Genomic DNA, 26,153 nt, shown 5'->3' with positions numbered 1-26,153 from the left:
CTTTCTCCCGGCCGATCCGTTCGCTTGTGGCGTAGCGGACGGATGATTGGCGGCGGGCGGGGCGAGGTAGACCGGGCCCGCGGGACGGACATCGCCCGCGACCTGCGGCCCCCGGACGCGCCCTGGTCGACCTGCGGAAACCCCTCGTTCGCTTGGGGCGTAGCGGGAACATGACGCACCGGTGCGGTAGTTGGATGAGACTGAACAGCGCTTAGCTGGGGAACGTCTCCTGGTGGGAGTGCACCGGGCGGCCTCCTCGGGGCGGGCTAGCATGCGGAAGGACAGTTCCGGACGTTCCGGACTCTGCCCAACCGCTCTGTGAGGAGCGACGAGATGTTCGAGAGGTTCACCGACCGCGCGCGGCGGGTTGTCGTCCTGGCTCAGGAAGAGGCCAGGATGCTCAACCACAACTACATCGGCACCGAGCACATCCTCCTGGGTCTGATCCACGAGGGTGAGGGTGTCGCTGCCAAGGCATTGGAGAGCCTGGGTATCAGCCTTGAGGCGGTGCGCCAGCAGGTCGAGGAGATCATCGGCCAGGGCCAGCAGGCGCCGTCGGGCCACATCCCGTTCACTCCGCGTGCCAAGAAGGTCCTTGAGCTGTCCCTGCGCGAGGCGCTGCAGCTGGGCCACAACTACATCGGCACCGAGCACATCCTGCTGGGACTGATCCGCGAGGGCGAGGGCGTGGCCGCCCAGGTCCTGGTGAAGCTCGGCGCCGACCTCAACCGGGTGCGCCAGCAGGTCATCCAGTTGCTGCACGGCTACCAGGGCAAGGAGCCGGCCGCCTCCGGCGGCCCCTCGGAGTCGGCTCCGTCCACCTCCCTTGTGCTCGACCAGTTCGGCCGCAACCTGACGCAGGCCGCACGCGAGGGCAAGCTCGACCCGGTCATCGGCCGGGACAAGGAGATCGAGCGGGTCATGCAGGTGCTGTCCCGCCGGACCAAGAACAACCCGGTCCTGGTGGGCGAGCCCGGCGTCGGCAAGACCGCCGTCGTCGAGGGCCTGGCCCAGAAGATCGTCAAGGGCGAGGTGCCCGAGACGCTGAAGGACAAGCAGCTCTACACCCTGGACCTCGGCGCCCTGGTCGCCGGGTCGCGCTACCGCGGTGACTTCGAGGAGCGCCTGAAGAAGGTGCTCAAGGAGATCCGCACCCGCGGCGACATCATCCTGTTCATCGACGAGCTGCACACGCTCGTCGGCGCGGGCGCCGCCGAGGGCGCGATCGACGCCGCCAGCATCCTCAAGCCGATGCTGGCCCGCGGCGAGCTGCAGACCATCGGCGCCACCACGCTGGACGAGTACCGCAAGCACCTGGAGAAGGACGCCGCGCTGGAGCGCCGCTTCCAGCCGATCCAGGTGGCCGAGCCCTCGCTCAGCCACACCATCGAGATCCTCAAGGGCCTGCGGGACCGCTACGAGGCGCACCACCGCGTGTCGATCACCGACAGCGCGCTGGTCGCGGCCGCGCAGCTCGCCGACCGCTACATCAGCGACCGGTTCCTGCCCGACAAGGCGATCGACCTCATCGACGAGGCCGGTTCGCGGATGCGCATCCGCCGGATGACCGCGCCGCCGGACCTGCGCGAGTACGACGAGAAGATCGCCGACGTCCGGCGCGAGAAGGAGTCCGCGATCGACGCGCAGGACTTCGAGAAGGCCGCCGCGCTCCGCGACTCCGAGAAGCAGCTGCTGGGCCAGAAGGCGCAGCGGGAGAAGGAGTGGAAGGCCGGCGACATGGACGTCGTGGCCGAGGTCACCGACGAGCTCATCGCCGAGGTCCTCGCCACCGCCACCGGCATCCCGGTCTTCAAGCTCACCGAGGAGGAGAGCACCCGCCTGCTCCGCATGGAGGACGAGCTCCACAAGCGGGTCATCGGCCAGGAGGACGCCATCCGGGCGCTCTCCCAGTCGATCCGGCGCACCCGCGCCGGCCTGAAGGACCCCAAGCGCCCCGGCGGCTCGTTCATCTTCGCCGGCCCGTCCGGCGTCGGTAAGACCGAGCTGTCCAAGACGCTGGCGGAGTTCCTGTTCGGCGACGAGGACGCGCTGATCCAGCTCGACATGTCCGAGTTCATGGAGAAGCACACCGTCTCGCGGCTGTTCGGCTCCCCGCCCGGCTACGTCGGGTACGAGGAGGGCGGCCAGCTCACCGAGAAGGTCCGCCGCAAGCCGTTCTCCGTCGTCCTGTTCGACGAGATCGAGAAGGCCCACCCCGACATCTTCAACAGCCTGTTGCAGATCCTGGAGGACGGTCGCCTGACCGACGCCCAGGGCCGGGTCGTGGACTTCAAGAACACCGTCATCATCATGACGACGAACCTCGGCTCCAAGGACATCTCCAAGGGCGTCTCGATGGGCTTCGCCCGCACCAACGACGACCAGGGCTCCTACGAGCGGATGAAGGCCAAGGTGTCGGAGGAGCTCAAGCAGCACTTCCGTCCCGAGTTCCTCAACCGCGTGGACGACACGGTGGTCTTCCACCAGCTCACCCCCAAGGAGATCATCCAGATCGTGGATCTGATGATCGCCAAGGTGGACGAGCGGCTGAAGGACCGCGACATGGGCATCGAGCTGCGGCAGGAGGCCAAGGACCTGCTCGCCGAGCGGGGCTACGACCCCGTCCTCGGCGCCCGTCCGCTGCGCCGCACGATCCAGCGGGAGATCGAAGACAACCTGTCCGAGAAGATCCTGTACAACGAGCTCAAGCCCGGGCAGATCGTCATCGTGGGCACCCAGGGCACCGGCGAGGAGGCCAAGTTCACCTTCAAGGGTGTGCCGAAGCCGTCCACCGTGCCCGACAGCCCGCCGCCCATCGAGGGCGCGGTCAACTTCAACAAGGACTGACCGCCCGACGAGGCCCCAGAGGTCCAGCGAGTAAGGGCCCGCACCGACACCAGCCGGTGCGGGCCCTTCCGCATCCGCACAGGCCCTCGTCCCGCTCACACCAGCACCCACACCCCCCAAGGGCGCCACCCACAGGACAGCGACCCGTCCCACATCCCGACAGAGCCTCTCCCGCCTACGGAACAGCGGGCCCACCACATGCCGGGCGGCGGCCCCAGCACATGCCGGGCGGTGGGCCCAGCACATGCCCGGCGATGGGCCCACCACATGCCCGGCGATGGGCCTACCACATGCCGGGCGGCGGGCTCTCGCGCATACCGGACGGCGGGCTCTTGCGCATACCGGACGGCGGACTTTGTACGCGCGGGCCCGCCGTCATCTGCGCTTCCCGATCGAGTCGATCGCGTTCGGGCATCTTCGGCGGTCTCCGGGATTGTCGGAGGCGCCTCATAGTATTCGAACATGCGATCGAATGCGGTGGGCGCGACGGCGGATTTCCGGCATTGGGGACAACGTAGACGGCCGGCGAGTGGCGCCGTCCCGCGCACGTTTCTGCGCGACATACGGAGACCCGCGCCGCCGCAGTTACCCATCCTCCGCTCGCGGTCGCAGGGAGAGCTGCTCGCGCGGCTGCTGCTCGGTCCGCCGAGGGAGATCACCATGCTCGATCTCGCGGTGATGCTGCGTACCGACCTCGGCACCGTCATCCGCGAGGTCGAGCGGCTCGCCCGTGCTGGCGTGCTGGCGCTGCGCCGGACGTCCGCCGGACGCGTCGTCACCCGCGACACCGGCAGCCCGCTCTACGAGCCGCTCGCCCGGCTGATCATGCTGACGTTCGGCCCTGCGGCTGTGGTCGCCGAGGAGTTCGGGAACCTGCCGTCCGTCCGCGAGGTGCACCTGTTCGGCGCGTGGGCGCAGCGGTACGCGGACGTCCCGGGCGAGCCGCCGGTCGACGTAGAGGTGCTCGTCATCGGGCACACCGCGCCCGAGGTCGCGTTCGACGCCGCGCAGGAGGCCGCCGCACGCCTCGGCCTGCCCGTCCACCCCGTGGTCCGGGCACCCGCGCGATGGCGAGACGACACCGACCCGTTCCTCCGCGAGATCCGAGCGAGCACCCTCTTCCAGGTCCACCCGTCCCCTCCACGGCCCCTGGAATGATCCCCTAGCACCGCCAAGCGTCCCGCGAAAAGGAACCTACGCGGAACACCGTCCGCAGGGTCTGCGCGGGAGGCCGCCCGTCCGCCCTGCGCGGGACACCGGCCGCAGGGCTTGCGTGGGAGGCCGGCCGCACGGGGGTGCGCGGAACGCCGACCATCGGAGCCTGCGCGGGACGCCCCCGTTCGGTCTGGGCTGGACGCCGAGCGCGGGGTCCGCGCAGGACGTCGACCGTCGGGGCCTGGGCGGGAGGCCAGGCGCAGAGAGCTGCGCGGGGCGCCGATCGCCCGGCCTGCGCGGGAGGCCGACTGCACGGGGCTGCGCGGGGCGCCGACCGTTTGGTCTGCGTGGGACGTCGATCGCAGGGGTCTGCGTGAGACGCGATCGCCGGGGTCTGCGCGGGAGGCCGACGCCAGGGGCCGCGTGGGACGCTGAGCGCAGTTGACGGTCGGCTCACACGCAACAGAGTCCGCTGCCCGGGGTGCGGAAGGGACGCTGCCTCGCGAGCGGAGGCTTCGCCGGCCTGGGCGGGGCGTCGATGGTAGGGGCCTGTGTGGGAAGCCAACCGCCGGGGCCTGCGCGGAGCGCCGCCCGCCGGAGCCTGCGCGGGGCGCTGCCCGTTCGGTCGGGGTGGGACGCCGGGCGCGGGGGTTTGCGCGGGAGGTCGAGCGCGGGGGTCTGGGTGGGACGTCGACCGTCCGGTCTGCGGGGGACGTCGGTCACCGGAGTTTGTGGGGGACGTCGAGTGGGTGGGAGGCGGTTGGGGCGACTTGCGGTGTCTTGAAATGGCGCGGGAGAGGGGGGCCGAGGGTGGTGAGGGGCGGTGTTATTGGGTTGGGGTCAGCCAGGTGGTGATCTCCTGGTGTAGGCGTTTCTTGGTCGGGGTGGGGGCGAAGGAGGCGTCCACTCCGGCGCGGGCCAGGGTGGCGAGGGCGGTGTCGTCGTAGCCGAACGTGTCGCGGACGCGGGCGTACTCCGTGGCCAGGGGCGTGCCGATCAGGGCCGGGATGTCGGTGTTGATCGTCACGACGAGGCCCGCGTCGCGGAGCCTGGGCAGCGGGTGCTCGGCGAGCGACGGGGCGAACCCGAGCGCGACGTTGGATGAGGGGCACACCTCCAGCGGGATGCGCCGCTCCCGTACCTCGGCGACGAGGTCCGGGTCGTCCAGGACGCGGATGCCGTGCCCGAGGCGCTCGGTGCGGCCGGTGTCGAGGGCCTGCCGGATGCTCGCGGCGCCCGCGGCCTCGCCGGCGTGGTGGACGACGTGCAGCCCCGCGTCGCGGGCGGCCTCGAACACCGCGGTGAACGGGTCGCCGGGGAACGTCTCGTCGCCCGCGAGGCCGACGGCGACCACGCCGTCGTGGCGCTTGGCGAGGTCGAGGGTCCGCCAGGCCCGTTCGACCGGACGGCGCCGGGAGTGGTCGAGGAGCAGCCGCACCTCGATGCCGAAGGCCGCATGTCCGGCGTCCAGGCCTTCGCGGACGGCGGTCAGCGGCATGTCGAGATCGCCGAGCCGCTCGCCGTGCGCGGCGGCGGTGAACGACGCCTCGGCGTAGCGGGTGCCTTGGGCGGCCTCGTCCTCGCAGAACTCGTAGGCCATCCGGCGGAAGTCGTCCGGGCGACGCAGGCAGGCGCGCACCAGTTCGTTCTGGGCGAAGAAGGCGCCGAAGCCGCCGAGGGGCCCTTCGCCGTCCGGGACGTCCACGCCGTTGGCGGAGCCGATCTCCCGGAGTGTGTCCCAGCGGATCGTGCTCTCCAGGTGGACGTGCAGGTGGGCCTTGGGCAGCTTCAGCAGATCGCGCACGGGCCGTACGGTACGGTCCGGCCGGCGCGGGAGACCACCCGTTTTCGCCGCCGTCCGGCAGCTATCGTGATCAACGTGATGAACCGGATCCACCGCATCGAGGACGGTCGGCGCATCGAGGGCGTGGCCCGCCCCATCTTCATCCACAACGTGTCGTACCACCTCACGAACCTGCTGGTGTACGCGGACGGGGCGATCCACTGCTGGGAGTGGGTGGACCTGGACGGGCTGCGCGAGAAGCTCGACGCGGGCTGGGTCGTGACGGAGGTGCCGGAGGGCGCGGAGATCAGCGCCTTCGAGCTGGGGCGCTGGAAGGCCGCCCAGCCGCGCTTCGGCCTGACGGCCGGGATGCTGCTCGGCGAGGTCGCCGACGACATCGAGACGCTGAACGGCCGGCCCGACTCCACGGACCGGTGCATGGCCGTCCTCGACCGCTATCTGGAGACGCGCGAGGAGGCGGACCGGCGCGCACTGCGCGAGGCGTACCTGGCGATTCCCGAGCACAAGCGGCACTACGCGCTCGGCGACATGGACCAGAAGGACCGTCCGCTGGTGTACCTCTGCACCGACATCGGGGAGCGGCCGATCGGCGGCTGGTTCCAGGACCAGGACGAGGCCGTCACCGAGGACATGCGCGCCTGGGCTCTGGAGTACTTCGCCGAGCGCGACCGCGTCCACGAGGAGTACGCGAAGCGGCGGCCTGCGGACGATCCGCTCGAGCCCGCTGCGGGGACCGTCCATCTCGGAGGACGGGTCTTCCCGCAGGGGCCGCCCGAGGTGGCGGGCATCGTGGCGCTGCAGAACGAGTACCCGGCGCCGATCCGTGTCGGGACCACGGTCTACCCGTCCGTGACGCATGCGTACTGGGCGCTGTCCACCGCGGACGCCGGAGTCCGCGAGTCCATCCGGCTAGCCTCGCGGCCGTCCGACGCTAGAAAGCTCGCGGAGGGCGCCGAGCGCGTCGAGGGCTGGGCCGGGGCGCGCACCGCCGTGATGGCGGGCCTTCTCCGCGCCAAGTTCGCCCAGCATCCGGAGCTGGCGGACATCCTCCTCGGCACCCGCGACGCCCCCTTCGCCTACACGGGCATGGAGTCCGAGCATTGGGTCACGGCCGGGGAGAAGGGGCGGAACTGGGTCGGCCGGCTGCTGGAACTCATCCGCTCCGAGATCCGCGCCGAGTACGCCGACATTCCGGTGCCTTGACGCCGTTCGTCAGGCGGGCAGGGCGTAGCGGCCGTCCTGGAGGGGATCCACGAGGCCGTCCGCGATGAGGGCGTCCAAGGCGCGTTCACGCTGGACGGCGTCCGACCAGACGATGTCGAGGGCGGGCTTCTCTACCGGCCCGTCGGCCTCGCGCAGGACGGCGAGGATGCGTCCGCGGCACTGGCGGTCGGTGCCCGCGTAGGTCTGGCCGCGCCGGGGCGGACCGTCGTAGGCGGGACGTCCGTTCAGGTGCCAGGCGCACTGGTCGAGGACGGGGCAGTCCACGCAGCGGGGCGAGCGCGCGGTGCAGACCAGCGCGCCCAGCTCCATGACCGCGACGGCCCAGCGGGCGGCGGTCGGCGGGTCGAGCGGCAGCAGGTCCTCCGCGACGCGGACCTCGGCGCGGGTCTGGCTCTTCGGCGGGTACTCCACGCCGCCGACCAGCCGCGACAGCACGCGGCGGACGTTGGTGTCGAGGACGGCGTGCCGCTGCCGGAACGCGAAGCTGGCGACGGCGGCCGCCGTGTAGGAGCCGATGCCGGGCAGGGCGAGGAGCTCCTCATGGGACGAGGGGACCTCGCCGCCGTGGCGTTCGGTGATCGCGCGGGCGCTCTCGTGCAGCCGCAGGGCGCGGCGCGGGTAGCCGAGGCGCCCCCACGCGCGGACGGCCTCCCCGGACGGCTCGGCCGCCAGCGCCGCGGGCGTGGGCCAGCGGGCCATCCACTCCCGCCACACGGGCAGGACACGGGACACCGGCGTCTGCTGGAGCATGATCTCGCTGACCAGGACGCCCCACGGGGTGGCGTCGGCCGCCCGCCAGGGGAGGTCGCGGGCGTTGGCGTCGTACCAGTCGAGGATCGGCTCGGTGAAGGTGGAGTTCATGTCGGATCGCCATTGTGGCACGCACCGGGCCGGTACGTCGGCGGTCACGGCGGCCGGGGAGCGTCAGACGTAACGTTCCAGGATCGACGACTCGGCCAGCCGCGACAGGCCCTCCCGGACGCTCCGCGCGCGGGACTCGCCGACGCCGCCCACCGCCTGGAGATCGTCGATGCTGGCGGCCAGCAGCTTCTGCAGCCCGCCGAAGTGCTCGACGAGCCGCTCGACGACCATGCTCGGCAGCCGGGGCACCTTGGCCAGCAGCCGGAAGCCCTTCGGGCTGACGGGCAGGTCCAGGGCGTCCGGGCCGGCGAAGCCCATGACCTCCGCGACCGTCGACAGGTCGAGCAGCTCGTTCGCCGACAGCACGTCGAGCGCCGCGAGGATCGAGGCCACGCCGCGCGCCCGCGTGTCGGCGGACGGGTAGTCGCGGACGATCAGCTCGCGGTCGGCGTCCACGCCGGACACCAGCTCGTCCAGTTGCAGGGACAGCAGCCGCCCGTCGGTGCCGAGCTCGACGACGTAGCCCTCGATCTCGTCGGCGATGCGGCGGACCATCTCCAGCCGCTGCACGACCGCGCTGACGTCCCGCACGGTGACGAGGTCCTCGATCTCCAGCGCGGACAGCGTGCCCGCCACCTCGTCGAGCCGGAGCTTATAGCGCTCCAGCGTCGCGAGCGCCTGGTTGGCCTTCGACAGGATCGCCGCCGAGTCCTCCAGGACGTAGCGGATGCCGTCGAGGTACAGCGCGATGATGTGCATCGACTGGCTGACCGAGATGACCGGATAGCCGGTCTGGCGGGCGACGCGCTCCGCGGTGCGGTGCCGCGTCCCCGACTCCTCGGTCGGGATCGTCGAGTCCGGCACGAGGTGGACGGCGGCCCGCACGATGCGGCTGTGGCTGCCGTCGAGGACGATCGCGCCGTCCATCTTGGCGAGCTCGCGCAGTCGCGTCGCGGAGAACTCCACGTCGAGCTCGAAACCGCCCGTGCACAGGTCCTCGACCGGCTTGTCGTAGCCGAGCACGATCAGCCCGCCGGTGTGGCCGCGCAGGATGCGCTCGAGGCCGTCCCGGATCTGGGTGCCCGGGGCCACCGCGGCGAGTGTGGCGCGGCGTCGTTCGTCATGACCCTTGTCGTGTGCTGGCACCTGGCCCCCGGAGGTCGCTGGACGGCGTCAGTTTACCGAGGCGGCTCGCGGCCTGGTTCCTCCCCTGGTCGCAAGCGTGGACCGCGGGAGGTAATACTCTGGCGTGATCCGCGTTACGGAGCGGTAAAGGCCACCTGGAGCGCCTGCTGAAGGCTGTCCACCTCCATCACCTTCATCCCCTCATAGCTGGACAACTGCGGATCTGCCCGTTTCAGTGGGCCGTCCGCGAGCTCCAGCGAACCGCGCGGAACGACCGCGTACTTGAACCCCAGCCGCGCCGCCTCCGCCAGCCGCCGCTGCACCCCCGGCACCACCCGCACCTCGCCCGCCAGCCCCACCTCCCCCAGCGCGATCAGGCTGTTCGACAGCGCCTGCTCCACCGTCGACCCCGCCACCGACAGCGCCAGCGCCAGGTCCACCGACGTCTCCGCCAGCCGCACGCCCCCGACCGTGGAGACGTACACGTCCTGCTCATGCATGGAGATCTTGCAGCGCTGCGCCAGCACCGCCAGCACCATCGCGACACGCGACGTGTCCAGCCCCGACGTCGCCCGCCGCGGCGCCGGCAGATGCGACTTCGCCACCAGCGCCTGCACCTCCGCCACCAGCGGACGCCGCCCCTCCAGCGTCACCGTCACGCACGTCCCCGGCACCGGCTCCTCCCGCCGCGTCAGGAACAACCCGCTCGGATCCGGCAATCCCACGATCCCGACCTCGGACAGATCGAAACAACCCAGCTCGTCCGTCGGCCCGTACCGGTTCTTCACCGCGCGGATCATCCGCAGCCGCGAATGCCGGTCCCCCTCGAAGTAGAGCACCACGTCCACCAGATGCTCCAGCAGCCGCGGCCCCGCGATCGTCCCCTCCTTCGTGACATGGCCCACCAGCACCACCGTGATGCCGCGCTCCTTCGCCACCCGGATCAGGTTCGCCGCCACCTCCCGGATCTGCGTCACACCCCCCGGCGCCCCGTCCACCTCCGACGTCCCGATCGTCTGGATCGAATCGACCACCAGCAACGTCGGCTGCACCGCGTCGATATGCCCCAGCACCGCCGACAGCTCCAGCTCGGCCGCCAGATACAACCGGTCAGTGATCGCGCCGACCCGGTCCGCGCGCAACCGCACCTGCTCCGCCGACTCCTCACCCGTCACGTACAGCACCGGACTCGCCGCCACCCGTCCCGCCGCGGCGTCCGCCCCTGCTCCCGCTGCGGCCTCCGCGCCCGCCTCCGCCTCCGCGCCCGCCGCCGGACGCGTCGACGCCAACGCCGCCACCTCCAGCAGCAACGTCGACTTCCCGATCCCCGGCTCACCCGCCAGCAACAGCACCGCCCCGGGCACGATCCCGCCGCCCAGCACCCGGTCCAACTCGTCCAACCCCGTCGGCCGCGTCTGCGCCGACCGCACGTCCACCTGCCCGATCGGACGCGCCGGCGCACTCACCGGCCCCGCACTCACCACCCGCGCCGGAGTCGCCGACGCCGCCTCCGTCACCGTCCCCCACGTCTGGCACTCGCCGCAGCGCCCCACCCACTTCGACGTCTGCCACCCGCACTCCGAGCAGCGATACGACGCCTTCGCCGCCTTCACCTTCGCCATGCGCCGAAGCGTAAGCCCCCCGACCGACAGTGCTGGATTGCCTCGCGTCCGCTCGGCGGTTCGGGGGCGCTTTACGCGCCGTCTTCCCTCGTCGGGCGCTCGCTTGCGCTCGCTTCCTCCTCAGTCCAGACGACGCGCGCCCCCTCACGTGACCGCGCACCTTCCCACGCGCGGGTGGACCTCCTGCCTCGCCTCCAGGTCAGCCGTTCGGGACGCTCTGCGCGCCGCCTCACGTGACCGCTCACCTTCCTACGCGCGGGTTCAGCTTCCTGCCTAGCGTCCGCTCGGCGGTTCGGCGGCGCCCAGGCATGCAAGGACCCCGGGGCGTCGTCCTTCTGTCCGGGCGGCGGTGGTTCTTAGTCCACACATGGACGGTCGCCTGCCCGCGGGCCGGTCGAGGTGCGGAGGTGCCCCGGTCGGCCCGCGGCCCGGCTCAGGCGGAGATGGACTTGCGGGCGCGTTCGATGAGGTCGCCCAGGTGGTCGGAGACGATGCTGGGGCGCTCCAGCATGGCCATGTGTCCGGCGCCGGGGACGACCTCCAGGCGGGCGGAGTCGGCGCAGCCGGCGATCTTGAGGCTGTGCTCGACGGGGGTGAGCATGTCGTGCTCCGCGCCGATGACCAGGGTGTCGGCGCCGGCGAGGGACGCGCACTCGCTGATGACGTCGTGCGTGATCATCGAGTGGAAGAAGTCGATGAGGGCGTCCATGCGGGTGTCGGCCATCATCTGCTCGGCGAACGCGACGGCGGCGGGGCTGGCGTCGGGGCCGAAGGCGATGAGGTCCTCGATGAGCATGGAGCCGTCGCGGCCGAGGTGGCGGACCTTCTCGATGGCGGCCGAGCTCGCGCCGATGGCGCGGAGGGCGCGGGGGAGGAGGCGGTGGGTGGCGCGCGCCAGGAGGGCGGGCATGCCGAGGGTGACCTCGCCGAGGCCGCCGGAGGACGTGCAGAGCAGGCCGGTGGCGACGACGCGGCGGCCGATCTCGTCCGGGTGGTCGTCGGCGTAGCGCATGATCGTCATGCCGCCCATGGAGTGGCCGACGAGGACGACGGGGGTGCCGGCGGGGACGGTGGCGTCGATGACGGCGGCGAGGTCGGCGGCGAGGCGGGGGATCGCGTAGCCGTCGCGGGCGCCGCCGTCGGAGCGGCCGTGGCCGCGCTGGTCCCAGAAGACGAGGCGGCCGAGGCCGCGCAGGGCCTTGCGCTGGAAGTGCCAGGAGTCCTGGGTGAGGGTCCAGCCGTGCGAGAACACGACGGCGAGGTCGGTGCGGTCGTCGCCGTCGATCTCGGCGTACAGGCGGGTCCCGTCGCCGGCGCGGACGGGGACGGGGCGGCCGCGCAGCGCGCCGAAGGGCTCGCCCGCGTACGGGTCGGGACGGAGCTGGAGGCGGCGCATGGCGCGGCGCTGGGCGGCGATCCCGGCTCCGGCGCCCGCCGCGCCGAGGGCGGTGGCGGCGAGGACGCCGCGGCCCGGCCGGCGGAGGGGCGCCCCTGCCGGGGCGATGCGGCTCGTCCTGGCGGCACGGCTCATGGGTCGTTCCTCCCGTTCCTCGGATGGAGGCAAGTGTTGTACAGCGGGTCCAGTAACGGCCAGACCGCGGGGGCGAGTGTGACCGACTAGTCAGTAACCTAGGGGCAACGCCACCACAGATTCACCGCGTAGTCCACCTCAAGTCCCTTGTGCTCGCGAAGGCAGGCTTTCGCGAGGTCCGGGGGGAATTCGATCCGCAGGACGGCGGCCAGGTCCGCGCGGCTCTGGAACGACCAGCGGATCGTCAAAGGCTCGCGGGAGAAGCCCTGGCGCGTCCAGAAGCGCTCCACCGCCTCGGGGTCGTACGTCGGGAGGCTCCGCTGGAACCAGCGGCCGAACGTGGACCGCGTGGCGTCGTTGTCGATGATGAAGATCGCGCCGCCGCGCCGGACGACGCGGTCGAGCTCGGCGAGGCCGGGCTCGCAGCCCGGTCCGAAGAAGTACGCCCAGCGGACGTGGACGACGTCCACCGACGCGTCCGGGAGGGGGAGCGCCTGGGCCGCGCCGACGCGGACGGTCACGTTCGAGAGGTCCTTCACGCGGCGGCGCGCGGCGGCGGCGAGGCCGGAGTGCGGCTCGACGCCGATCACCCGTTCCGCGTCCGCGGCGAAACGCGGCAAATGGAATCCGGTGCCGCAGCCGAGGTCCAGAACGGTCGCACCCTGCCACGGGCGGACGGCGCGCATCGCCGTTTCGATCAGCCCGTCGGGATCGACCGCGCGGTTCTCCACCTCGTAGACCTGCGGCGAGTTCCAGATGTTGGGGCTCGGCACGGCACCCGGTGCGATCTCGGCCACGGACGCAGAGCGTAGCCGCCCGCCGGCACGGGCCGCGCGGAGCGCCCGCGGGGCAGCGCGGATCACCCGGGGCGAGGGTTTCAACACCGCCGTAGGCGCATAGGCTTTCGTTACGAACACTGGCGAGCGATCATTCCTGGCGAGGGAGCCTTGACCCCGCAGCACAACGGCGCCTTTCCACCGGCCATTCGCGTTCCGGACGCGCCGATCACGCTTTCCACCGCGTCGGTCTATCCGGAGAAGGTGCCGAGCGCCTTCGAGATCGCCGCTCTGCTGGGGTACGACGGCATCGAGGTGATGGTCTCCACCGACGCCTCCTCGCAGGACCTCAACGTCCTGCGCCGCCTCTCCGACTACCACCAGGTGCCGATCAAGTCGATCCACGCGCCCTGCCTGCTGCTCACCCAGCGGGTGTGGGGACGCGAGCCGTGGGGCAAGCTCATCCGCTCCAAGGAGGTCGCGGAGGAGCTGGGCGCGGACGTCGTCGTCGTCCATCCGCCGTTCCGCTGGCAGCGCGACTACGCGCGGGAGTTCGTCGAGGGGCTCGCGCGCATGCAGGACGAGACGGACGTCCTGTTCGCGGTCGAGAACATGTTCCCGCTGAAGGCGCGCGGGGCGGAGGCGGGCATGTACCTGCCCGACTGGAATCCCGTCGACCAGGACTACCCGTACGTCACGCTCGACCTGTCGCATACGGCGGTGTCGGGGTCCGACGCCCTGGAGATGGCGGACAGCCTCGGGGACCGGCTCCGCCACGTCCACCTGGCGGACGGGGTCGGCATCACGAACAAGGACGAGCACCTCGTCCCGGGGCGCGGCAACCAGCCCTGCGGGCCGATGCTGGAGTCCCTCGCCGAGGGGGGCTTCCACGGGCACGTCGTGCTGGAGGTCAACACGCGGCGCGCGTCCAGCCGCGCCGAGCGCATGGAGGACCTCGCCGAGGCCCTGGCGTTCGCCCGGCTGCACCTGGCCGCCGCCGACCGGACCTGGCAGGTCACCTCCGGCGGGGAGGTCACCCGCCGAGGGGCGCGGTGACGCAGGCGGCGCGCCCCGCGCGGGGCCCTGGGCGCCGCCCGGGCCCGACCGAGACGCGCGAGGCGATCCTGGCGGAGGCCCGCGAGCTGTTCGCCGAGAAGGGCTACGACGGCGCCTCGCTGCGCGCCATCGCCCGCGCCGCCGGGGTGGACCCGGCCCTCGTGCACCACTTCTTCGGCAACAAGGAGGGCGTGTTCATCGAGGCGATGCGCTTCCCGGTGGACCCGTCCGTCCTGCTGCCGCAGATCATGTCCGGGCCGCGCGAGAGGCTCGGCGAGGTCATGGTCCGCACCTTCCTCGGCGTGTGGGGCGACGCCGCGCGGCGCGCGCCGCTGCTCGCGATGCTCCGGTCGGCGATGACGAACGAGAAGGCGGCCGCGCTGATGCGCGAGTTCGTCACCTCGGCCCTGTTCGCCCGCGCGGGGGAGGTCGCCGGCGTCCCGCAGATCCGGATCCAGGCGGCCGCCGGGCAGATGATCGGGCTGATGATCCTGCGGTACGTCCTGCGCGTCGAGCCGATGGCGTCCGCGTCCGAGGACGAGCTCGTGGAGCTCGTCGCCCCCGCCCTCCAGCGCTACTTCGGCTGATCCCGGCTTTCGCTCCTCCGTGACGGAGGTCTCCTCCGGCGTGCCCTTGACCGGGCCTCCGTGCCGACATAAATTCAACACATGATGAGTTCTAGTCCGGCGGTCGACGTCCGCGACCTGTGCGTGGTCCGCGGCGGCCGGGAGGTACTGCACCGGATCACGTTCGACGTGCCGCGGGGCGCCGTCGTCGGGCTGCTCGGACCGAGCGGCTGCGGCAAGACGACGCTGATGCGGGCGCTCGTCGGCGTCCAGATCGTCGACAGCGGCACGGTGACCGTGCTCGGCGACGCCGCCGGCTCGCGCGGCCTGCGGCACCGCGTCGGGTACGCGACGCAGACGCCCGCCGTCTACGCCGACCTGAGCGTCGCCGAGAACCTGCGCTACTTCGCGTCCGTGCTGCGCGCCCCGCGCTCGGACGTGGACCGCGTCGTCGATGAGGTGGGCCTCGGCAAGCAGCGCGACCAGGTCGTCTCCACCCTGTCCGGCGGGCAGCTCAACCGCGTCAACCTCGCCGTCGCGCTGCTCGGCACGCCCGAGCTCCTCGTCCTCGACGAGCCGACGGTGGGCCTCGACCCGGTCCTGCGCGAGGAGCTGTGGGAGCTGTTCCGCGCGCTCGCCGACCGCGGCACCACGCTGATCGTGTCCAGCCACGTCATGGACGAGGCGGGACGCACCGACCGGCTGCTGCTGATGCGCGAGGGCCGCGTCCTCGCCGACGGCGCCCCCGAGGCGCTGCGCTCCCGCACCGGCGCGGACGACCTGGAGGGCGCCTTCCTCCAGCTGATCAAGGAGCACGCGGGGAGCCCGGCATGAACCCCGCGATCACCCTGGCGACGACGCGGCGCATCCTCGCCCAGCTCAAGAACGACCACCGCACGCTCGGCATGCTGATCGGCGTGCCCAGCCTGCTCATGATCCTGCTGCGGTACGTGTTCGACCAGCCGCAGCTCTTCGACCGGGTCGGCCCGCTGCTGCTCGGCCTGTTCCCCTTCGTGATCATGTTCATCGTGACCAGCGTCGCCACGCTGCGCGAGCGGACGGGCGGCACGCTGGAGCGGCTCATGACCATGCCGGCCGGCAAGCTGGACCTGCTGCTCGGCTACGCGCTCGCGTTCGGGCTCGTCGCGCTGGTCCAGGTCGCGGTCGTCCTCGCGATCGCGCTCACCTGGCTCGGCCTGGACCTCAACGGCTCGCTCGGGTCGCTCGTGCTCGTCGCGGTGCTGGACGCGCTGCTCGGCATGGCGCTCGGCCTGTTCGCCAGCGCGTTCGCCCGGACCGAGTTCCAGGCCGTCCAGTTCATGCCGGCGTTCGTGCTGCCGCAGACGCTGCTGTGCGGGCTGATCGTCCCGCGCGAGGACATGGCGTCCTGGCTTGAGGCGACCTCCAAGGTGCTGCCGCTGACGTACGCGGTCGAGGGCATGCACGAGATCAGCCGCCGGCCCGACTTCACCGGTACGCTGACGGTCGACGTCGTCGTGATCGCCGGATTCACGCTGGTCGCGCTGCTGCTCGGCGCCGCGACGCTGCGCCGCCGGACCGCCTGACCCGACCGTCCGAAACGGACACCTCGTGTCAAGTGGGCCTTCCCGGCCGGACTCTGCTGGTAGCTTCGGCGCCATGACCCCCCGAGACCCCAACGGCCCGTCCGCGCCGCGGCGGCCCGACGCGTCCCCCCGACCGCACGACGGGCTCGCCGCGTCCGGCGTCCCGCGGGCCCCGGGCGCCTCCGGAGCCACGGGCGGCCCCACGGGTCAGGGCGCTCCGATGGGTCACGGCGCTCCGGCCGGTCGAGGTGGTTCGGCGGGCACAGGCGGACCGGGCGGACCGGGTGGCCCGGCGGCCGAGGCGGCCCCGCCTGGGCTGGGCGGTCTCGGAACGCTGCCCGTCCCGGGGGACGGTGACGGCGGCGACGGCGAGGGACCGGGGCACCGCAAGCCGCGCAAGCGCCGCTGGCCGCGGATCCTCATCGCCGTCGGCGTGTTCCTGGCCCTGATCGTGGCGGGGCTCGGCGGGCTGATCTGGCAGCGCCAGTCCGCCTACAACGGCAACATCGACCGGATCAAGGGGGCGCTGCCCGGCGACGACGCCAAGCGTCCCGGCCCGAACGTGACCGGCACCGAGAACTGGCTGCTCGTCGGATCCGACTCGCGCGCCGAGACCGGCACCACCGGGGACGGCGAGGCCGTCTGGAAGCCCGGCCAGCAGCGCACCGACACGATCATGCTGCTGCACCTGCCGGCCGACCGGAGCAAGGCGTACGTGATCTCGTTCCCGCGCGACTCCTGGGTCGAGGTCCCCGGCTACGGCAACCAGAAGATCAACGCCGCGTTCTCCTACGGCGGCCCGAAACTGCTGATCGAGACCGTCGAGGGCCTCACCGGCATCCGCGTCGACCACTACGGCGCCATCGACTTCGCCGGCTTCAAGTCCATGACGGACGCGCTCGGCGGCGTCACCGTCACGATCAAGCAGAGCGTGTACGACCCGGCCCGCAAGGTCCGCTGGGAGGCCGGACGGCAGAAGCTCGACGGCGAGAAGGCCCTGCTGTTCGTCCGGCAGCGCTACAACCTGCCGAACGGCGACTTCGACCGGATCAGGCGCCAGCAGGCCTTCCTCGGCGCGCTCGCCCAGCAGGCCGCCGCCGGCGGCACGCTCAGCAACCCGCTCAAGCTCGACCGGTTCCTGTCGGCGTTCACCAAGTCCATCAGCGTGGACGAGAGCGTCTCCGCGGGCAAGCTCCGCTCGCTCGCGCTGAGCATGCGCCACCTCCGCGCCTCCGACGTGACGTTCCTGACGGCGCCCTACAAGGGAACCGGCATGCGCGGCAAGCAGAGCGTCGTCCTCCTCGACGGCACCAAGGCCCGGCAGCTCTTCAACGCCGTCAAGACCGCCGAGATGCCCGACTACGTCAAACAACACCCCGGCGGCCACGGCCTGGGGAGTGTGTCATAGCAACGCCCTTGGCGTCGGGCCCTGAAGGCCCTCCTTCAACGGGCCTTGCGGCGATCGCTGCATCGCTCCGGCTCGCCTGGCGGCTCACTGCGCGATCAGTGCCTCGCAGGCTCGGCACTGGCTTCGCACGCGATCGCAACGCTCGGGTCGCTGACGCTTTAGGTTCGGACGTGGGGTTTTGTGCCCGCGCGCGTCATTCAGCAGGTTCTGGGGCGGTCAGGGCTTCGTCTGTGCCGTCAGGTTGTGCCTTCGGAGGAACGCGTCGATGAGGTCGTCGATGAAATCGTGGCTGATTGGTTCGTCGGTGACCAGCACGCGGTAGTAGAGAGGGCCTACGAGCTGGTCCGTCTCGGCCGTCATGTCGAGGTTCGCAGGCAGTTGGCCCCTGTCCACGGCCCGCTCCAACGGCAGGCGGTCGCGGCGGCGTTGCCCGTCGAGGTAGCGGGACCGGAAGTCCTGGGCGAACACCGGGTCGTGCTGCGCTTGGGCGATCAGCGCCTTGAAGACGGCGCCGGGGTCGGACTCGCTGAGGAACCACGCCAGTCGGCGTAGGTAGTCGCGGAGGTCGAGGGCGATGTCGCCGGTATCGGGAGCCGTGAGGTCCTCGGTCGCGTCCTGGAGGAAGGCGTCCATCAGGACATCGGTCTTGCTCTTCCACCAGCGGTAGATGGTCTGCTTGGCCACACCGGCCCGGGCGGCGATGCCTTCCATCGTGACGCCCGCGAAGCCCTTCTCGATGAGCAGGCCGTCGGCCACCTCCAGCACCGCCAGCCGGGCCTGTTCGCTGCGTCCGTGCCGGTTGCCGTGGTGACGCCGCCCCGATCCGCCGGTGCCGCTCGCCTCGGCGGCGCCTGTCGCAGGTGCCATTCCGCCTCCCGCCGGTCAGGGTATCGCCCTCTAGACGCAACGCAACGTTGCGTCTACTCTAGCTTGCATGACACCTACCCACACGCTTGCCGACCCCCGCGTCCAGGCGGCCCTCGGCCGGATGTTCGAGCGAGCCGAGCAGGACGAGGTCACTGTCGGGCGCGTCGGCGCGGAACTGCCCGGCGGGTTCGAGCCGCTGACACCCCAGGAGCGGGCCGACGCCGTGGCGGAGGTCTACATGCCGATCTCTGCCAGCGGCGGGGAACTGCTCTACAACCTGGTCCGGGCCGTCCGCCCGGCCACGGTCGTCGAGTTCGGCACGTCCTTCGGGATCTCCACGCTGTACCTGGCGGCGGCCGTACGGGACAACGGCACCGGACGCGTCATCACCACCGAACTCAGCACGGACAAGATCGCCGCAGCCCGCCGGACCTTCGCCGAGACCGGCCTGGACGACCTGATCACCGTGCTGGAGGGAGACGCCCGCGACACCCTCCGCGGCCTCGACGACCCCGCGGACTTCGTCCTGCTGGACGGCTGGAAGGAGCTGTGCCTGCCCGTCCTGCGGCTTCTCGAACCGCGTCTGCGGCCCGGCACGCTCGTCGTGGCCGACGACGTCGGCCTGAGCGGCCTGCGGCCGTACCTCGACTACGTACGCGACCCGGCGAACGGATACCAGAGCGTGACGTTTCCCGTCGAGGACGGCATGGAGATCAGCTGCCGCCTCTGAGCGGCGACGGACTACCGTGCCCGCGCACATCTGGAGGGCGTTTCTCGGGGCATAGGCTGGTGAGGGAGGGTGGCTCGGGCCCTCCGGACAAGGGGTTCACCAGTGCTTCGTCAGGCGTTGCTGGCGGCTTCGCGCAGTGAGGGGGTGCGCAGGCTCGTGGAGCGCGCGCCGGTCACCCGGGACGTCGTCCGCCGGTTCGTGGCGGGTGAGACGATCGGCGACGCCCTGCGCGTCACCGGGGAGCTGACCGGCGAGGGGCTGCTCGTGTCCCTGGACGTCCTCGGTGAGGACACCCGGGACAAGGAGCAGGTCGAGGCGAACGTCCGGCACTACGCGGAGCTGCTCGACCGGCTCGGTGCGATGGGCCTCGGTCCGCGCGCCGAGGTGTCGGTGAAGCTGTCGGCGGTCGGGCTGACGCTGGACGAGGACCTCGCGCTGGACGGGGCGCGGCGCATCTGCGCGGCCGCCCGCACCGTCGGGACGACCGTGACCGTCGACATGGAGGAGCACGCCTCGGTCGACGCCACGCTCCGGATCGTCCATGAGCTGCGGCGCGACTTCCCCGACACCGGCGCCGTGATCCAAGCGTACCTGCGGCGGGCGGAGGAGTACTGCGCCGAGCTGGCCTACGAGGGGTCGCGTGTCCGGCTGTGCAAGGGCGCCTACGCCGCGCCGGAGCCGGTGGCGTTCACGGCCAAGGACGAGATCGACAAGTCCTATGTGCGGTGCATGAAGATCCTGATGGCGGGCCGGGGGCACCCGATGATCGCGACGCACGATCCCCGGCTGATCGACATGGCGGCGGCGCTCGCCGTCCTGCACGACCGGGACGCGGGGTCGTTCGAGTACCAGATGCTGTACGGGGTCCGCCCGCAGGAGCAGCGCCGTCTGGCGAGGGAGGGCGCCCAGGTGCGCGTGTACGTCGCCTATGGCCGCGAGTGGTACGCGTATTTCATGCGGCGGCTCGCCGAGAGGCCCGCCAACCTCCGCTTCTTCGTCCGCTCACTGACGTCCCGCAAATAAAATCCCCTCATGATTGCGATTCTTGGTGCGGGGAAGATGGGCGAGGCGCTGCTGTCCGGGGTGCTCCGGGCGGGGCGGCGGCCGTCGGAGCTGATGGCGACCGCGCGCCGGGAGGAGCGCGGGGCGCTGCTTCGGGAGCGGTACGGCATCGAGGTGGTGTCGAACGTGGAGGCGGCCGCGAAGGCGAGCACGCTCGTCCTCGCGGTGAAGCCGCAGGACATGGGCGCCCTGCTGGACGAGGTGGGGCCGCACGTTCCGGCGGGGCGGCTGGTGGTGTCGATGGCGGCGGGGATCACGACGCCGTTCATCGAGCAGCGGTTGCCGGACGGCGTGCCGGTGGTGCGGGTCATGTCGAACACGCCCGTGCACGTGGACGAGGCCATGAGCGTCATCTCCGCGGGGGCGCACGCGGGGGAGGAGCACCTGAGGCTGGCGGAGGAGCTGCTGTCGCCGGTCGGGAAGGTGCTGCGCATCCCCGAGTCGCTCCAGGACGGCGCGACCGCGCTGTCGGGCAGCGGTCCGGCGTACTTCTACTACCTCGTCGAGGCGATGGTGGACGCGGGCATCCTGCTCGGCATGCCGCGGGCCGCCGCGCTGGAGATGGTGATCCAGTCGGCGGTGGGCGCGGCGGTGATGCTGCGGGACTCCGGCGAGCACCCGGTGCTGCTGCGCGAGGCGGTGACGTCGCCGGGCGGGACGACGATCGCGGCGATCCGGGAGCTGGAGCGGCACGGGGTGCGGGCCGCGGTGCTGGAGGCCATCGAGTCCGCCCGCAACCGGGGCCGGGAGCTGGCCGGCGGCTGATCTCATGAAATTTTAATGCTCAACCGTTGAGCCGGCCGGGGGGTCCCGCCCGTGTAAGGAACATGGGACTCATCCTGCGCTTGCTCATCGCCGCCGGACTGGCCGCCGACGCCATCGTCCACTGGAAGTTCGCTCCCGACATGGCCTTCGTGCAGGGCGGTTCGATCGACGGTGACCTGCTGTTCCGGATCCAGGCCGCGGTGGCGGGCGTCACCGCGGTGATCATTCTGACCTATGCCCGGCGCTGGTCGTACGCGCTGTCGTTCCTCGTGGCGGGGAGCGCGACGGGGGCGCTGCTGCTCTACTACTACGTGGACGTGGGCGCGCTCGGGCCGCTGCCGGCGATGTACGAGCCGGTCTGGTACACGGAGAAGACGATCAGCCTGGTCGGGGAGGGCATCGCGACGCTCGCGGCGCTGGTCGGGTTCTTCACGGTCAGGCCCGCGGCCCGGCGGGAGCGCTCGGCCGACCACGAGGCCGCTCACAGCGTCTGATCGGACGCCCCGCTGGTGCACCGGCGCCCCAGAAGGGGTGGATGGCCTCATTGGGCCGTTCGCCCCGGTATGGCCGGGAACGCTCCTACGATGCCCCCGTGGCTCCCCGCCGTTACCTCCCGCCCGTCCTGGTCGGCCTCCTGCTCGCGGCGCAGCTCAGCGCGTGCACCGGCGGCGGGGGGCACGGGACGGTGCGGCTCGGCCGGGTGGAGCGGGCCGACGTCTCCGAGGTGGTCGAGGCGCCCGCCACGGTGTCCGCCCGGGCGACCGCGGTGCTGCGCGCCCCCGCGCAGGGGACGATCCGGCGCGTCTACGTGGGCGACGGCGACCGCGTCCGGGAGGGCGAGGTCCTCGCGAAGATCGCCTCGCCGGGCGCCGAGGAGCAGCTCGCCGAGGCCCGCGAGGCCGACCGCTCGGCGTCCGGCGGCGGGACGAGCGTCCCCGCGGGTCTCGATCTGTCGGCGTTCCAGCGCCGGACGGACGCGACGGCCCGCGACGGCTTCGCGAGCGCGCGCAAGACCGCGCTGCGGATCGCGGACCTTAAGCAGCGCGCGCTCGTCCTCGCCGGGATCGCCCAGGCGGAGGCGCGGTACCGGACGGCGGCCGACGCGGCGCGGGCGGCTGTGGCCAGGCTGGACGCCGGGCTCGGCAGCGTCGGCGCGACGCTCTCGTCGATCACCGCCGCGCAGCGGGTGCAGACCCGGGCGGCCGTGCGCGCCGCCGAGCGGACGGTGGCCGCGCTGACGATCAAGGCGCCGTTCGACGGCGTCGCGGGGCTCGGCGGCCCGGCAGGCGGGACCCGGGACCTCGGCGACCTCATCGGCGGGCTTCCCGGGCAGGCCGGTTCCCAGGGGACGGCCGGGCTCGGGGGCCTCGGCGGCGCGGGCACCGACGCCTCGTCCATCGCGACCGGCGCGCCGGTCTCCAGCGGGGACGCGGTCGTCACGGTCACGGACGTCTCGAAGCTGTCCCTGGTCGCCGACGTGGACGAGACGGACGTCCTCCAGGTCACGGAGGGCGTGCAGGCCGGCGTGGAGTTCGACGCCGTGCCGGGCGGCGCGTACGCGGCGGAGGTGACGGGGGTCGGTGCCACGCCGAAGGAGGCGAGCGGCGGCGGCGTGACCTACCGGGTCACGCTCGCGCTCGGGCGCGGGACCCTGCCCGGCGGCGGGACGGCCCCGCGGCCGAAGCCGGGCATGAGCGCGGTGGTGGACCTGCGGGTCCGAGAGGTGCGGGGCGTGCTGTCGGTGCCGTCCGCCGCCATCGTCAGCAGCGGGCGGGACTCGGTCGTGTGGGTGGTCTCCGGCGGACGCGCGCAGCGCCGCGTGGTCGGACTCGGCGCGCAGGGCGACGCGTCCGTGCAGGTCACGCGGGGGTTGCGGGAGGGCGAGCGCATCGTGGTGCGCGGCGCGGACTCCGTCGAGCAGGGGCAGGAGCTGAACCCGTGAGCCCGGGCGCGCGGTGAGCGGCCCCGGCCCGCCGGCCCTGGAGGCGGTGGACGTCACCCGCACCTACCGGATGGAGGGCGTCGACGTCACGGCCCTGCGCGGGGTGAGCCTGCGGGTCGGCGCGGGGGAGTTCGTCGCGATCCTCGGGCCGTCCGGGTCGGGCAAGTCGACGCTCATGCACCTGCTCGGCTGCCTCGACCGGCCGACCGGCGGGACGCTGCGGATCGGCGGCCGCGACGTCGCCGCCCTGTCGGACGGGGAGCTGGCCGAGCTGCGCAACGCCCGGGTCGGGTTCGTGTTCCAGTCCTTCCACCTGCTCGCCCGGACGAGCGCCCGGGACAACGTCGCGCTGCCGCTCGTCTACCGGGGCGTGCCGCGGGCGGAGCGGCGGCGCCGGGCGGGCGAGGCCCTCGCCGCGGTCGGGCTCGGGCACCGCCTCGGCCACCGTCCCGGGCAGCTGTCCGGCGGCGAGCAGCAGCGCGTCGCGATCGCGCGGGCCCTCGTCGGCGACCCCGGCGTCGTCCTCGCCGACGAGCCGACGGGCAACCTCGACACCCGCACCGGCCACGACGTCATGGACCTGCTCGAACGCCTGAACCGGGAGCGCGGCGTCGCCGTCGTCCTCGTCACGCACGAGCCGGACATCGCCGAGCGGGCGCGGCGGCGGATCCATCTCCGGGACGGCCGGGTGGAGCGCGACACCGGAGGCGGGGCCGCGTGAGGTTCGCCGAGTCGTTCCGGGTCGCGTTCGACGCGCTGCGCGTCAACCGGCTGCGGAGCGTCCTGACGATGTTCGGGGTGGTGGTCGGCGTCGCCGCGGTCGTGGTGCTCGTCGCGATCGGCACCGGCGCCCGCGACCTCGTCCGGACGGAGATCGAGGGGCTCGGCTCCAACATCGTCTTCGTCGCGCCGGGCGAGCTCGGCATCGGCTCGGCGCCGACGATCAGCCGGATGCGGCTGGAGGACGTCGGCTACCTCGGCCGCGTCACCGGCGACGAGAGCGGCATCGCGGTCGCGCTCAACTCGGGCGAGACGGTCCGGGCCGGGCACGAGCAGGCGTTCGCGAGCGTCCTCGGCGCGAACGAGAACCTCCGCAACGTGTTCGACCGGCCGCTGCGCCGCGGGCGCTACCTCAGCCGCACCGACGTGGAGACGCGCCGCCGGGTGGTCGTGCTCGGCTCCGATCTCGCCCGGCGGCTGTTCGGCGACGTCGATCCGGTCGGGCGGCAGGTCGCGATCGCGGGCGGCACCCGGTTCCGGGTGGTCGGCGTGCTGGCGGAGGTCGGGCAGACGTTCGGCCAGGCGCGCGACGCGGAGGCGCACGTCCCGATCACGACGGCGCAGCGCATGTTCGGGGTGGACCGCGTCGACTACATCGCCGTCCGCGCGCGGACGAAGGACGACGTGCCGCGGCTCCAGAGCGAGGTCGTGGACGCGCTGGAGCGCAAGTACCGGGGCGAGAAGTTCTCCGCGATCACGCAGACGCAGCTGCTCGGGACGATCGGCACCGTGCTCGGCGCGCTGACCGGGGTGCTGGCCGCGATCGCGGCGATCTCGCTGCTGGTCGGCGGGGTGGGCGTCTCGAACATCATGCTGGTCGGGGTCCGCGAGCGGACCCGGGAGATCGGCCTGCGCAAGGCGCTCGGCGCGCGGCAGCGCGACATCCTCGCCCAGTTCCTCGTCGAGGCCGTGCTGCTGACGACGCTCGGCGGGACGGCGGGCATCCTGCTCGGCGTCGGCGCGGCGCTGACGATCGCGGCCGTGTCGCCGGTGCCCGCCGCGGTCTCCTGGTGGTCGCCGGCGGTCGCGTTCGCCGTCTCGGCCGCGGTCGGGGTGTTCTTCGGCGTCGTCCCGGCCCGCCGCGCCGGCCGCCTCGACCCGGTCGTCGCGCTCCGCGCCGAGTGACTCGGGGGTCACCACAACAAGATCTCAAATAGGCCGCGAACGGACCTTCCGGACGGTTACGATCGGATGATCTTGAATCGGGGGTCCGTCATGGAGAAGAAGCCGGACGACGGCGCCGGGCTGGGCTTACCGGCGTCCGCCGTCCGTAAGGTCCTGCTGGGACTGCGCGTTCCGCGGCTGATGGCCGACCACGCCGCGGCCCTGCTGGACGCCAACCTCAGGCGACGGCCTCGGCCGCGGAAGGGGCGGCGGTCGTCACGGCGCGAATGAACCGGGCCGTCTCCCGCATCGCCGCGCTCGCCTCCGGCAGCACGCGGTTCAGCATCTGGAAGACGTGCATCTGCCCCCTCCACACCTGGAGCTCGCAGTCGGCCCCGGCGGCGGTCAGCGCCTCCGCGAGCGCCTCCGCCTCCGGACGCAGCACCTCCGCGCCCCCGACCTGGATCAGGACGGGCGGCGTGTCGGTCCAGGGGCAGGTGAGCAGGGCCAGCCGCGGGTCCTCGAACCCGGCCGGCCCCACCGCGAGGCGGGCGACCCGGCGCGCCGAGTGGGCGCTGATGTAGGGGTCGCGTGCCCGGCTCTGCGCCTGGGTGGAGAGTTCGCAGGTCAGATCCACCCACGGGGAGTAGAGCACGACGCCCGCCGGGCTCGGCAGCCCGATCCGGCAGATCTCGCCCGCCAGCGCGGCGGCGAGGTGCCCGCCGGCCGAGTCGCCGGCGACGACGATGCCGGACGCCGGGACGCCGCGCGCGAGCAGCCAGCGGTAGGCCGCGACGGCGTCCTCCAGCGGGGCGGGGAACGGGTGCTCGGGTGCCAGCCGGTAGCGCGGGACGAGCACCGGCAGCCCGGTGTCGAGCGCGAGCCGCGAGGTGATCGGCCGGTGCGTGCGCGGCGAGCAGACGACGTAGCCGCCGCCGTGCAGGTACAGCACCGCGCCGTCGGTCGGGACCTCCTCGGCCTCGCGCGTGACGACCCACTCGCCGGTGACCGGGCGCTCGCGGCGGCCGGTCTCGACCTGCGGGTCGTGCAGCGGCAGGATCCGCACGCGCTGGGTGTGCCGCATCAGCAGGGACGCGGCGTCCACGGTCGAGCGTGCGGTGCGGATGCTCCCGGCGTGCCCCGGGACGCGGTGGACGAACGGTCGGACGCCCAGCCGGATCGCGCCGCTGAGGGCACGGCTCCGGACGCTGGGACTGCGGTCGTGACGCGGCGTGCGGGGTGCCGGATCAGGGGAGGTCGCGTCGGTGTCGGCCGCGGTGTCGGCCTCCATGTCGGCCAGCGGCAGAGAGGTGACCTCCGCCGGTGGCCTGGAGGGGAGAGGCGAATCCATCTGCACCCCATT

At 72.5% G+C, this 26,153-nt stretch carries 23 protein-coding genes; 15 read left to right on the top strand and 8 right to left on the bottom strand.

What is annotated here, in order from left to right; all coding sequences use genetic code 11:
• The first annotated feature begins 333 nt into the window (after nt 1-333).
• Both E1300_RS02685 and E1300_RS02680 read left to right on the top strand, forming a co-directional pair.
• Entirely contained in the window at nt 334-2,847 is a 2,514-nt protein-coding gene (locus tag E1300_RS02685) for an ATP-dependent Clp protease ATP-binding subunit (protein ID WP_131755244.1), read from the top strand.
• Between the two features lie 660 nt (nt 2,848-3,507).
• On the top strand, nt 3,508-4,005 hold the full coding sequence (locus E1300_RS02680) for an ArsR family transcriptional regulator (RefSeq protein WP_131755243.1): 498 nt from the start codon (nt 3,508-3,510) through the stop codon (nt 4,003-4,005).
• Nucleotides 4,006-4,828: 823 nt separating this feature from the next.
• Here E1300_RS02680 and add read toward each other — a convergent pair.
• Nucleotides 4,829-5,806, bottom strand: a complete 978-nt coding sequence (gene add, locus E1300_RS02675; RefSeq protein ID WP_131755242.1) for an adenosine deaminase — start codon at nt 5,804-5,806, stop codon at nt 4,829-4,831.
• A gap of 78 nt (nt 5,807-5,884) precedes the next feature.
• On the opposite strand from add, the gene E1300_RS02670 reads away from it, so the two are divergent.
• A complete protein-coding gene (locus tag E1300_RS02670; RefSeq protein ID WP_131755344.1) occupies nt 5,885-7,009 on the top strand; it encodes an NADAR family protein in 1,125 nt (374 codons plus the stop codon).
• A gap of 9 nt (nt 7,010-7,018) precedes the next feature.
• Here the strand turns inward: E1300_RS02670 and E1300_RS02665 are convergent, their stop codons facing one another.
• From E1300_RS02665 to E1300_RS02645, 5 genes are all read right to left on the bottom strand, one after another.
• Nucleotides 7,019-7,891 carry an iron-sulfur binding domain-containing protein gene (locus E1300_RS02665; RefSeq protein WP_131755241.1) on the bottom strand — a complete coding sequence of 291 codons (873 nt, stop codon included), beginning with the start codon at nt 7,889-7,891 and terminating at the stop codon, nt 7,019-7,021.
• 63 nt (nt 7,892-7,954) lie between these two features.
• The gene (gene disA, locus E1300_RS02660) at nt 7,955-9,037 is read right to left on the bottom strand and encodes a DNA integrity scanning diadenylate cyclase DisA (RefSeq protein ID WP_131755240.1); all 1,083 of its coding nucleotides are present in this window, start codon (nt 9,035-9,037) and stop codon (nt 7,955-7,957) included.
• 113 nt (nt 9,038-9,150) lie between these two features.
• Nucleotides 9,151-10,638: a DNA repair protein RadA gene (gene radA / locus E1300_RS02655; protein ID WP_131755239.1), complete on the bottom strand. Its 1,488-nt coding sequence runs from the start codon at nt 10,636-10,638 to the stop codon at nt 9,151-9,153.
• Nucleotides 10,639-11,071: 433 nt separating this feature from the next.
• A complete protein-coding gene (locus E1300_RS02650; RefSeq protein WP_131755238.1) occupies nt 11,072-12,169 on the bottom strand; it encodes an alpha/beta fold hydrolase in 1,098 nt (365 codons plus the stop codon).
• Between the two features lie 98 nt (nt 12,170-12,267).
• Complete coding sequence (locus E1300_RS02645) at nt 12,268-12,966, bottom strand: class I SAM-dependent methyltransferase (protein ID WP_131755237.1); 699 nt, start codon at nt 12,964-12,966, stop codon at nt 12,268-12,270.
• 150 nt (nt 12,967-13,116) lie between these two features.
• Between E1300_RS02645 and E1300_RS02640 the strand changes: the two genes are divergently transcribed.
• The 5 genes from E1300_RS02640 to E1300_RS02620 all read left to right on the top strand — a co-directional run bounded on the left by E1300_RS02640 (nt 13,117) and on the right by E1300_RS02620 (nt 17,540).
• The gene (locus E1300_RS02640; protein WP_131755236.1) at nt 13,117-14,001 is read left to right on the top strand and encodes a sugar phosphate isomerase/epimerase family protein; all 885 of its coding nucleotides are present in this window, start codon (nt 13,117-13,119) and stop codon (nt 13,999-14,001) included.
• Nucleotides 13,998-14,588, top strand: coding sequence for a TetR/AcrR family transcriptional regulator (locus E1300_RS02635; protein WP_131755235.1), 591 nt, complete (start codon nt 13,998-14,000; stop codon nt 14,586-14,588). The genes E1300_RS02640 and E1300_RS02635 overlap by 4 nt, the downstream gene beginning before the upstream one ends.
• Nucleotides 14,589-14,669: 81 nt before the next feature.
• On the top strand, nt 14,670-15,401 hold the full coding sequence (locus E1300_RS02630) for an ABC transporter ATP-binding protein (protein ID WP_131755234.1): 732 nt from the start codon (nt 14,670-14,672) through the stop codon (nt 15,399-15,401).
• Complete coding sequence (locus E1300_RS02625; protein ID WP_131755233.1) at nt 15,398-16,132, top strand: ABC transporter permease; 735 nt, start codon at nt 15,398-15,400, stop codon at nt 16,130-16,132. Before E1300_RS02630 ends, E1300_RS02625 begins: the two co-directional genes overlap by 4 nt.
• 73 nt (nt 16,133-16,205) lie before the next feature.
• Entirely contained in the window at nt 16,206-17,540 is a 1,335-nt protein-coding gene (locus tag E1300_RS02620; RefSeq protein ID WP_242618904.1) for an LCP family protein, read from the top strand.
• 216 nt (nt 17,541-17,756) lie between these two features.
• On the opposite strand, the gene E1300_RS02615 is transcribed toward E1300_RS02620, so the two are convergent.
• On the bottom strand, nt 17,757-18,407 hold the full coding sequence (locus E1300_RS02615; RefSeq protein ID WP_131755232.1) for a TetR/AcrR family transcriptional regulator: 651 nt from the start codon (nt 18,405-18,407) through the stop codon (nt 17,757-17,759).
• Between the two features lie 67 nt (nt 18,408-18,474).
• Here E1300_RS02615 and E1300_RS02610 point away from each other — a divergent pair, with 67 nt between their 5' ends.
• The 7 genes from E1300_RS02610 (at nt 18,475) to E1300_RS02580 (ending at nt 24,811) form a co-directional block, all read left to right on the top strand.
• Nucleotides 18,475-19,137: an O-methyltransferase gene (locus tag E1300_RS02610; RefSeq protein ID WP_131755231.1), complete on the top strand. Its 663-nt coding sequence runs from the start codon at nt 18,475-18,477 to the stop codon at nt 19,135-19,137.
• Nucleotides 19,138-19,239: 102 nt separating this feature from the next.
• The gene (locus E1300_RS02605; RefSeq protein ID WP_131755230.1) at nt 19,240-20,160 is read left to right on the top strand and encodes a proline dehydrogenase family protein; all 921 of its coding nucleotides are present in this window, start codon (nt 19,240-19,242) and stop codon (nt 20,158-20,160) included.
• Between the two features lie 9 nt (nt 20,161-20,169).
• On the top strand, nt 20,170-20,964 hold the full coding sequence (proC, locus tag E1300_RS02600) for a pyrroline-5-carboxylate reductase (RefSeq protein ID WP_131755229.1): 795 nt from the start codon (nt 20,170-20,172) through the stop codon (nt 20,962-20,964).
• Between the two features lie 62 nt (nt 20,965-21,026).
• Complete coding sequence (locus E1300_RS02595; protein ID WP_131755228.1) at nt 21,027-21,458, top strand: hypothetical protein; 432 nt, start codon at nt 21,027-21,029, stop codon at nt 21,456-21,458.
• A 98-nt stretch (nt 21,459-21,556) separates the two neighbouring features.
• Entirely contained in the window at nt 21,557-22,906 is a 1,350-nt protein-coding gene (locus E1300_RS02590; protein WP_165502647.1) for an efflux RND transporter periplasmic adaptor subunit, read from the top strand.
• A gap of 70 nt (nt 22,907-22,976) precedes the next feature.
• Nucleotides 22,977-23,627 carry an ABC transporter ATP-binding protein gene (locus E1300_RS02585; RefSeq protein ID WP_131755342.1) on the top strand — a complete coding sequence of 217 codons (651 nt, stop codon included), beginning with the start codon at nt 22,977-22,979 and terminating at the stop codon, nt 23,625-23,627.
• Nucleotides 23,624-24,811 (top strand): ABC transporter permease, encoded by a 1,188-nt coding sequence (locus E1300_RS02580; protein WP_131755226.1) that lies wholly within the window; start codon nt 23,624-23,626, stop codon nt 24,809-24,811. The genes E1300_RS02585 and E1300_RS02580 overlap by 4 nt, the downstream gene beginning before the upstream one ends.
• Before the next feature lie 217 nt (nt 24,812-25,028).
• Here E1300_RS02580 and E1300_RS02575 read toward each other — a convergent pair whose 3' ends face one another.
• Entirely contained in the window at nt 25,029-26,141 is a 1,113-nt protein-coding gene (locus E1300_RS02575; protein ID WP_131755225.1) for an alpha/beta hydrolase, read from the bottom strand.
• Nucleotides 26,142-26,153: the final 12 nt, after the last annotated feature.

Source organism: Actinomadura fibrosa (genome assembly GCF_900659615.1).
GTDB classification, from domain to species: Bacteria; Actinomycetota; Actinomycetes; order Streptosporangiales; family Streptosporangiaceae; genus Spirillospora; species Spirillospora fibrosa.
Note: the sequence above shows the minus strand (reverse complement) of the source record. Positions and strands in the feature narration are given on the sequence as shown.

What these genes read in the sequence shown, in the direction of transcription:
- E1300_RS02650 (WP_131755238.1), bottom strand. Translation starts at nt 12,169, where the DNA reads ATGAGCCGTGCCGCCAGGACGAGCCGCATCGCCCCGGCAGGGGCGCCC.
- E1300_RS02575 (WP_131755225.1), bottom strand. Translation starts at nt 26,141, where the DNA reads ATGGATTCGCCTCTCCCCTCCAGGCCACCGGCGGAGGTCACCTCTCTG.
- E1300_RS02630 (WP_131755234.1), top strand. Translation starts at nt 14,670, where the DNA reads ATGATGAGTTCTAGTCCGGCGGTCGACGTCCGCGACCTGTGCGTGGTC.
- radA (WP_131755239.1), bottom strand. Translation starts at nt 10,638, where the DNA reads ATGGCGAAGGTGAAGGCGGCGAAGGCGTCGTATCGCTGCTCGGAGTGC.
- E1300_RS02595 (WP_131755228.1), top strand. Translation starts at nt 21,027, where the DNA reads ATGGGACTCATCCTGCGCTTGCTCATCGCCGCCGGACTGGCCGCCGAC.
- E1300_RS02620 (WP_242618904.1), top strand. Translation starts at nt 16,206, where the DNA reads ATGACCCCCCGAGACCCCAACGGCCCGTCCGCGCCGCGGCGGCCCGAC.
- E1300_RS02680 (WP_131755243.1), top strand. Translation starts at nt 3,508, where the DNA reads ATGCTCGATCTCGCGGTGATGCTGCGTACCGACCTCGGCACCGTCATC.
- E1300_RS02615 (WP_131755232.1), bottom strand. Translation starts at nt 18,407, where the DNA reads ATGGCACCTGCGACAGGCGCCGCCGAGGCGAGCGGCACCGGCGGATCG.
- E1300_RS02625 (WP_131755233.1), top strand. Translation starts at nt 15,398, where the DNA reads ATGAACCCCGCGATCACCCTGGCGACGACGCGGCGCATCCTCGCCCAG.
- proC (WP_131755229.1), top strand. Translation starts at nt 20,170, where the DNA reads ATGATTGCGATTCTTGGTGCGGGGAAGATGGGCGAGGCGCTGCTGTCC.
- E1300_RS02665 (WP_131755241.1), bottom strand. Translation starts at nt 7,891, where the DNA reads ATGAACTCCACCTTCACCGAGCCGATCCTCGACTGGTACGACGCCAAC.
- E1300_RS02585 (WP_131755342.1), top strand. Translation starts at nt 22,977, where the DNA reads ATGGAGGGCGTCGACGTCACGGCCCTGCGCGGGGTGAGCCTGCGGGTC.
- E1300_RS02685 (WP_131755244.1), top strand. Translation starts at nt 334, where the DNA reads ATGTTCGAGAGGTTCACCGACCGCGCGCGGCGGGTTGTCGTCCTGGCT.
- E1300_RS02670 (WP_131755344.1), top strand. Translation starts at nt 5,885, where the DNA reads ATGAACCGGATCCACCGCATCGAGGACGGTCGGCGCATCGAGGGCGTG.
- E1300_RS02610 (WP_131755231.1), top strand. Translation starts at nt 18,475, where the DNA reads ATGACACCTACCCACACGCTTGCCGACCCCCGCGTCCAGGCGGCCCTC.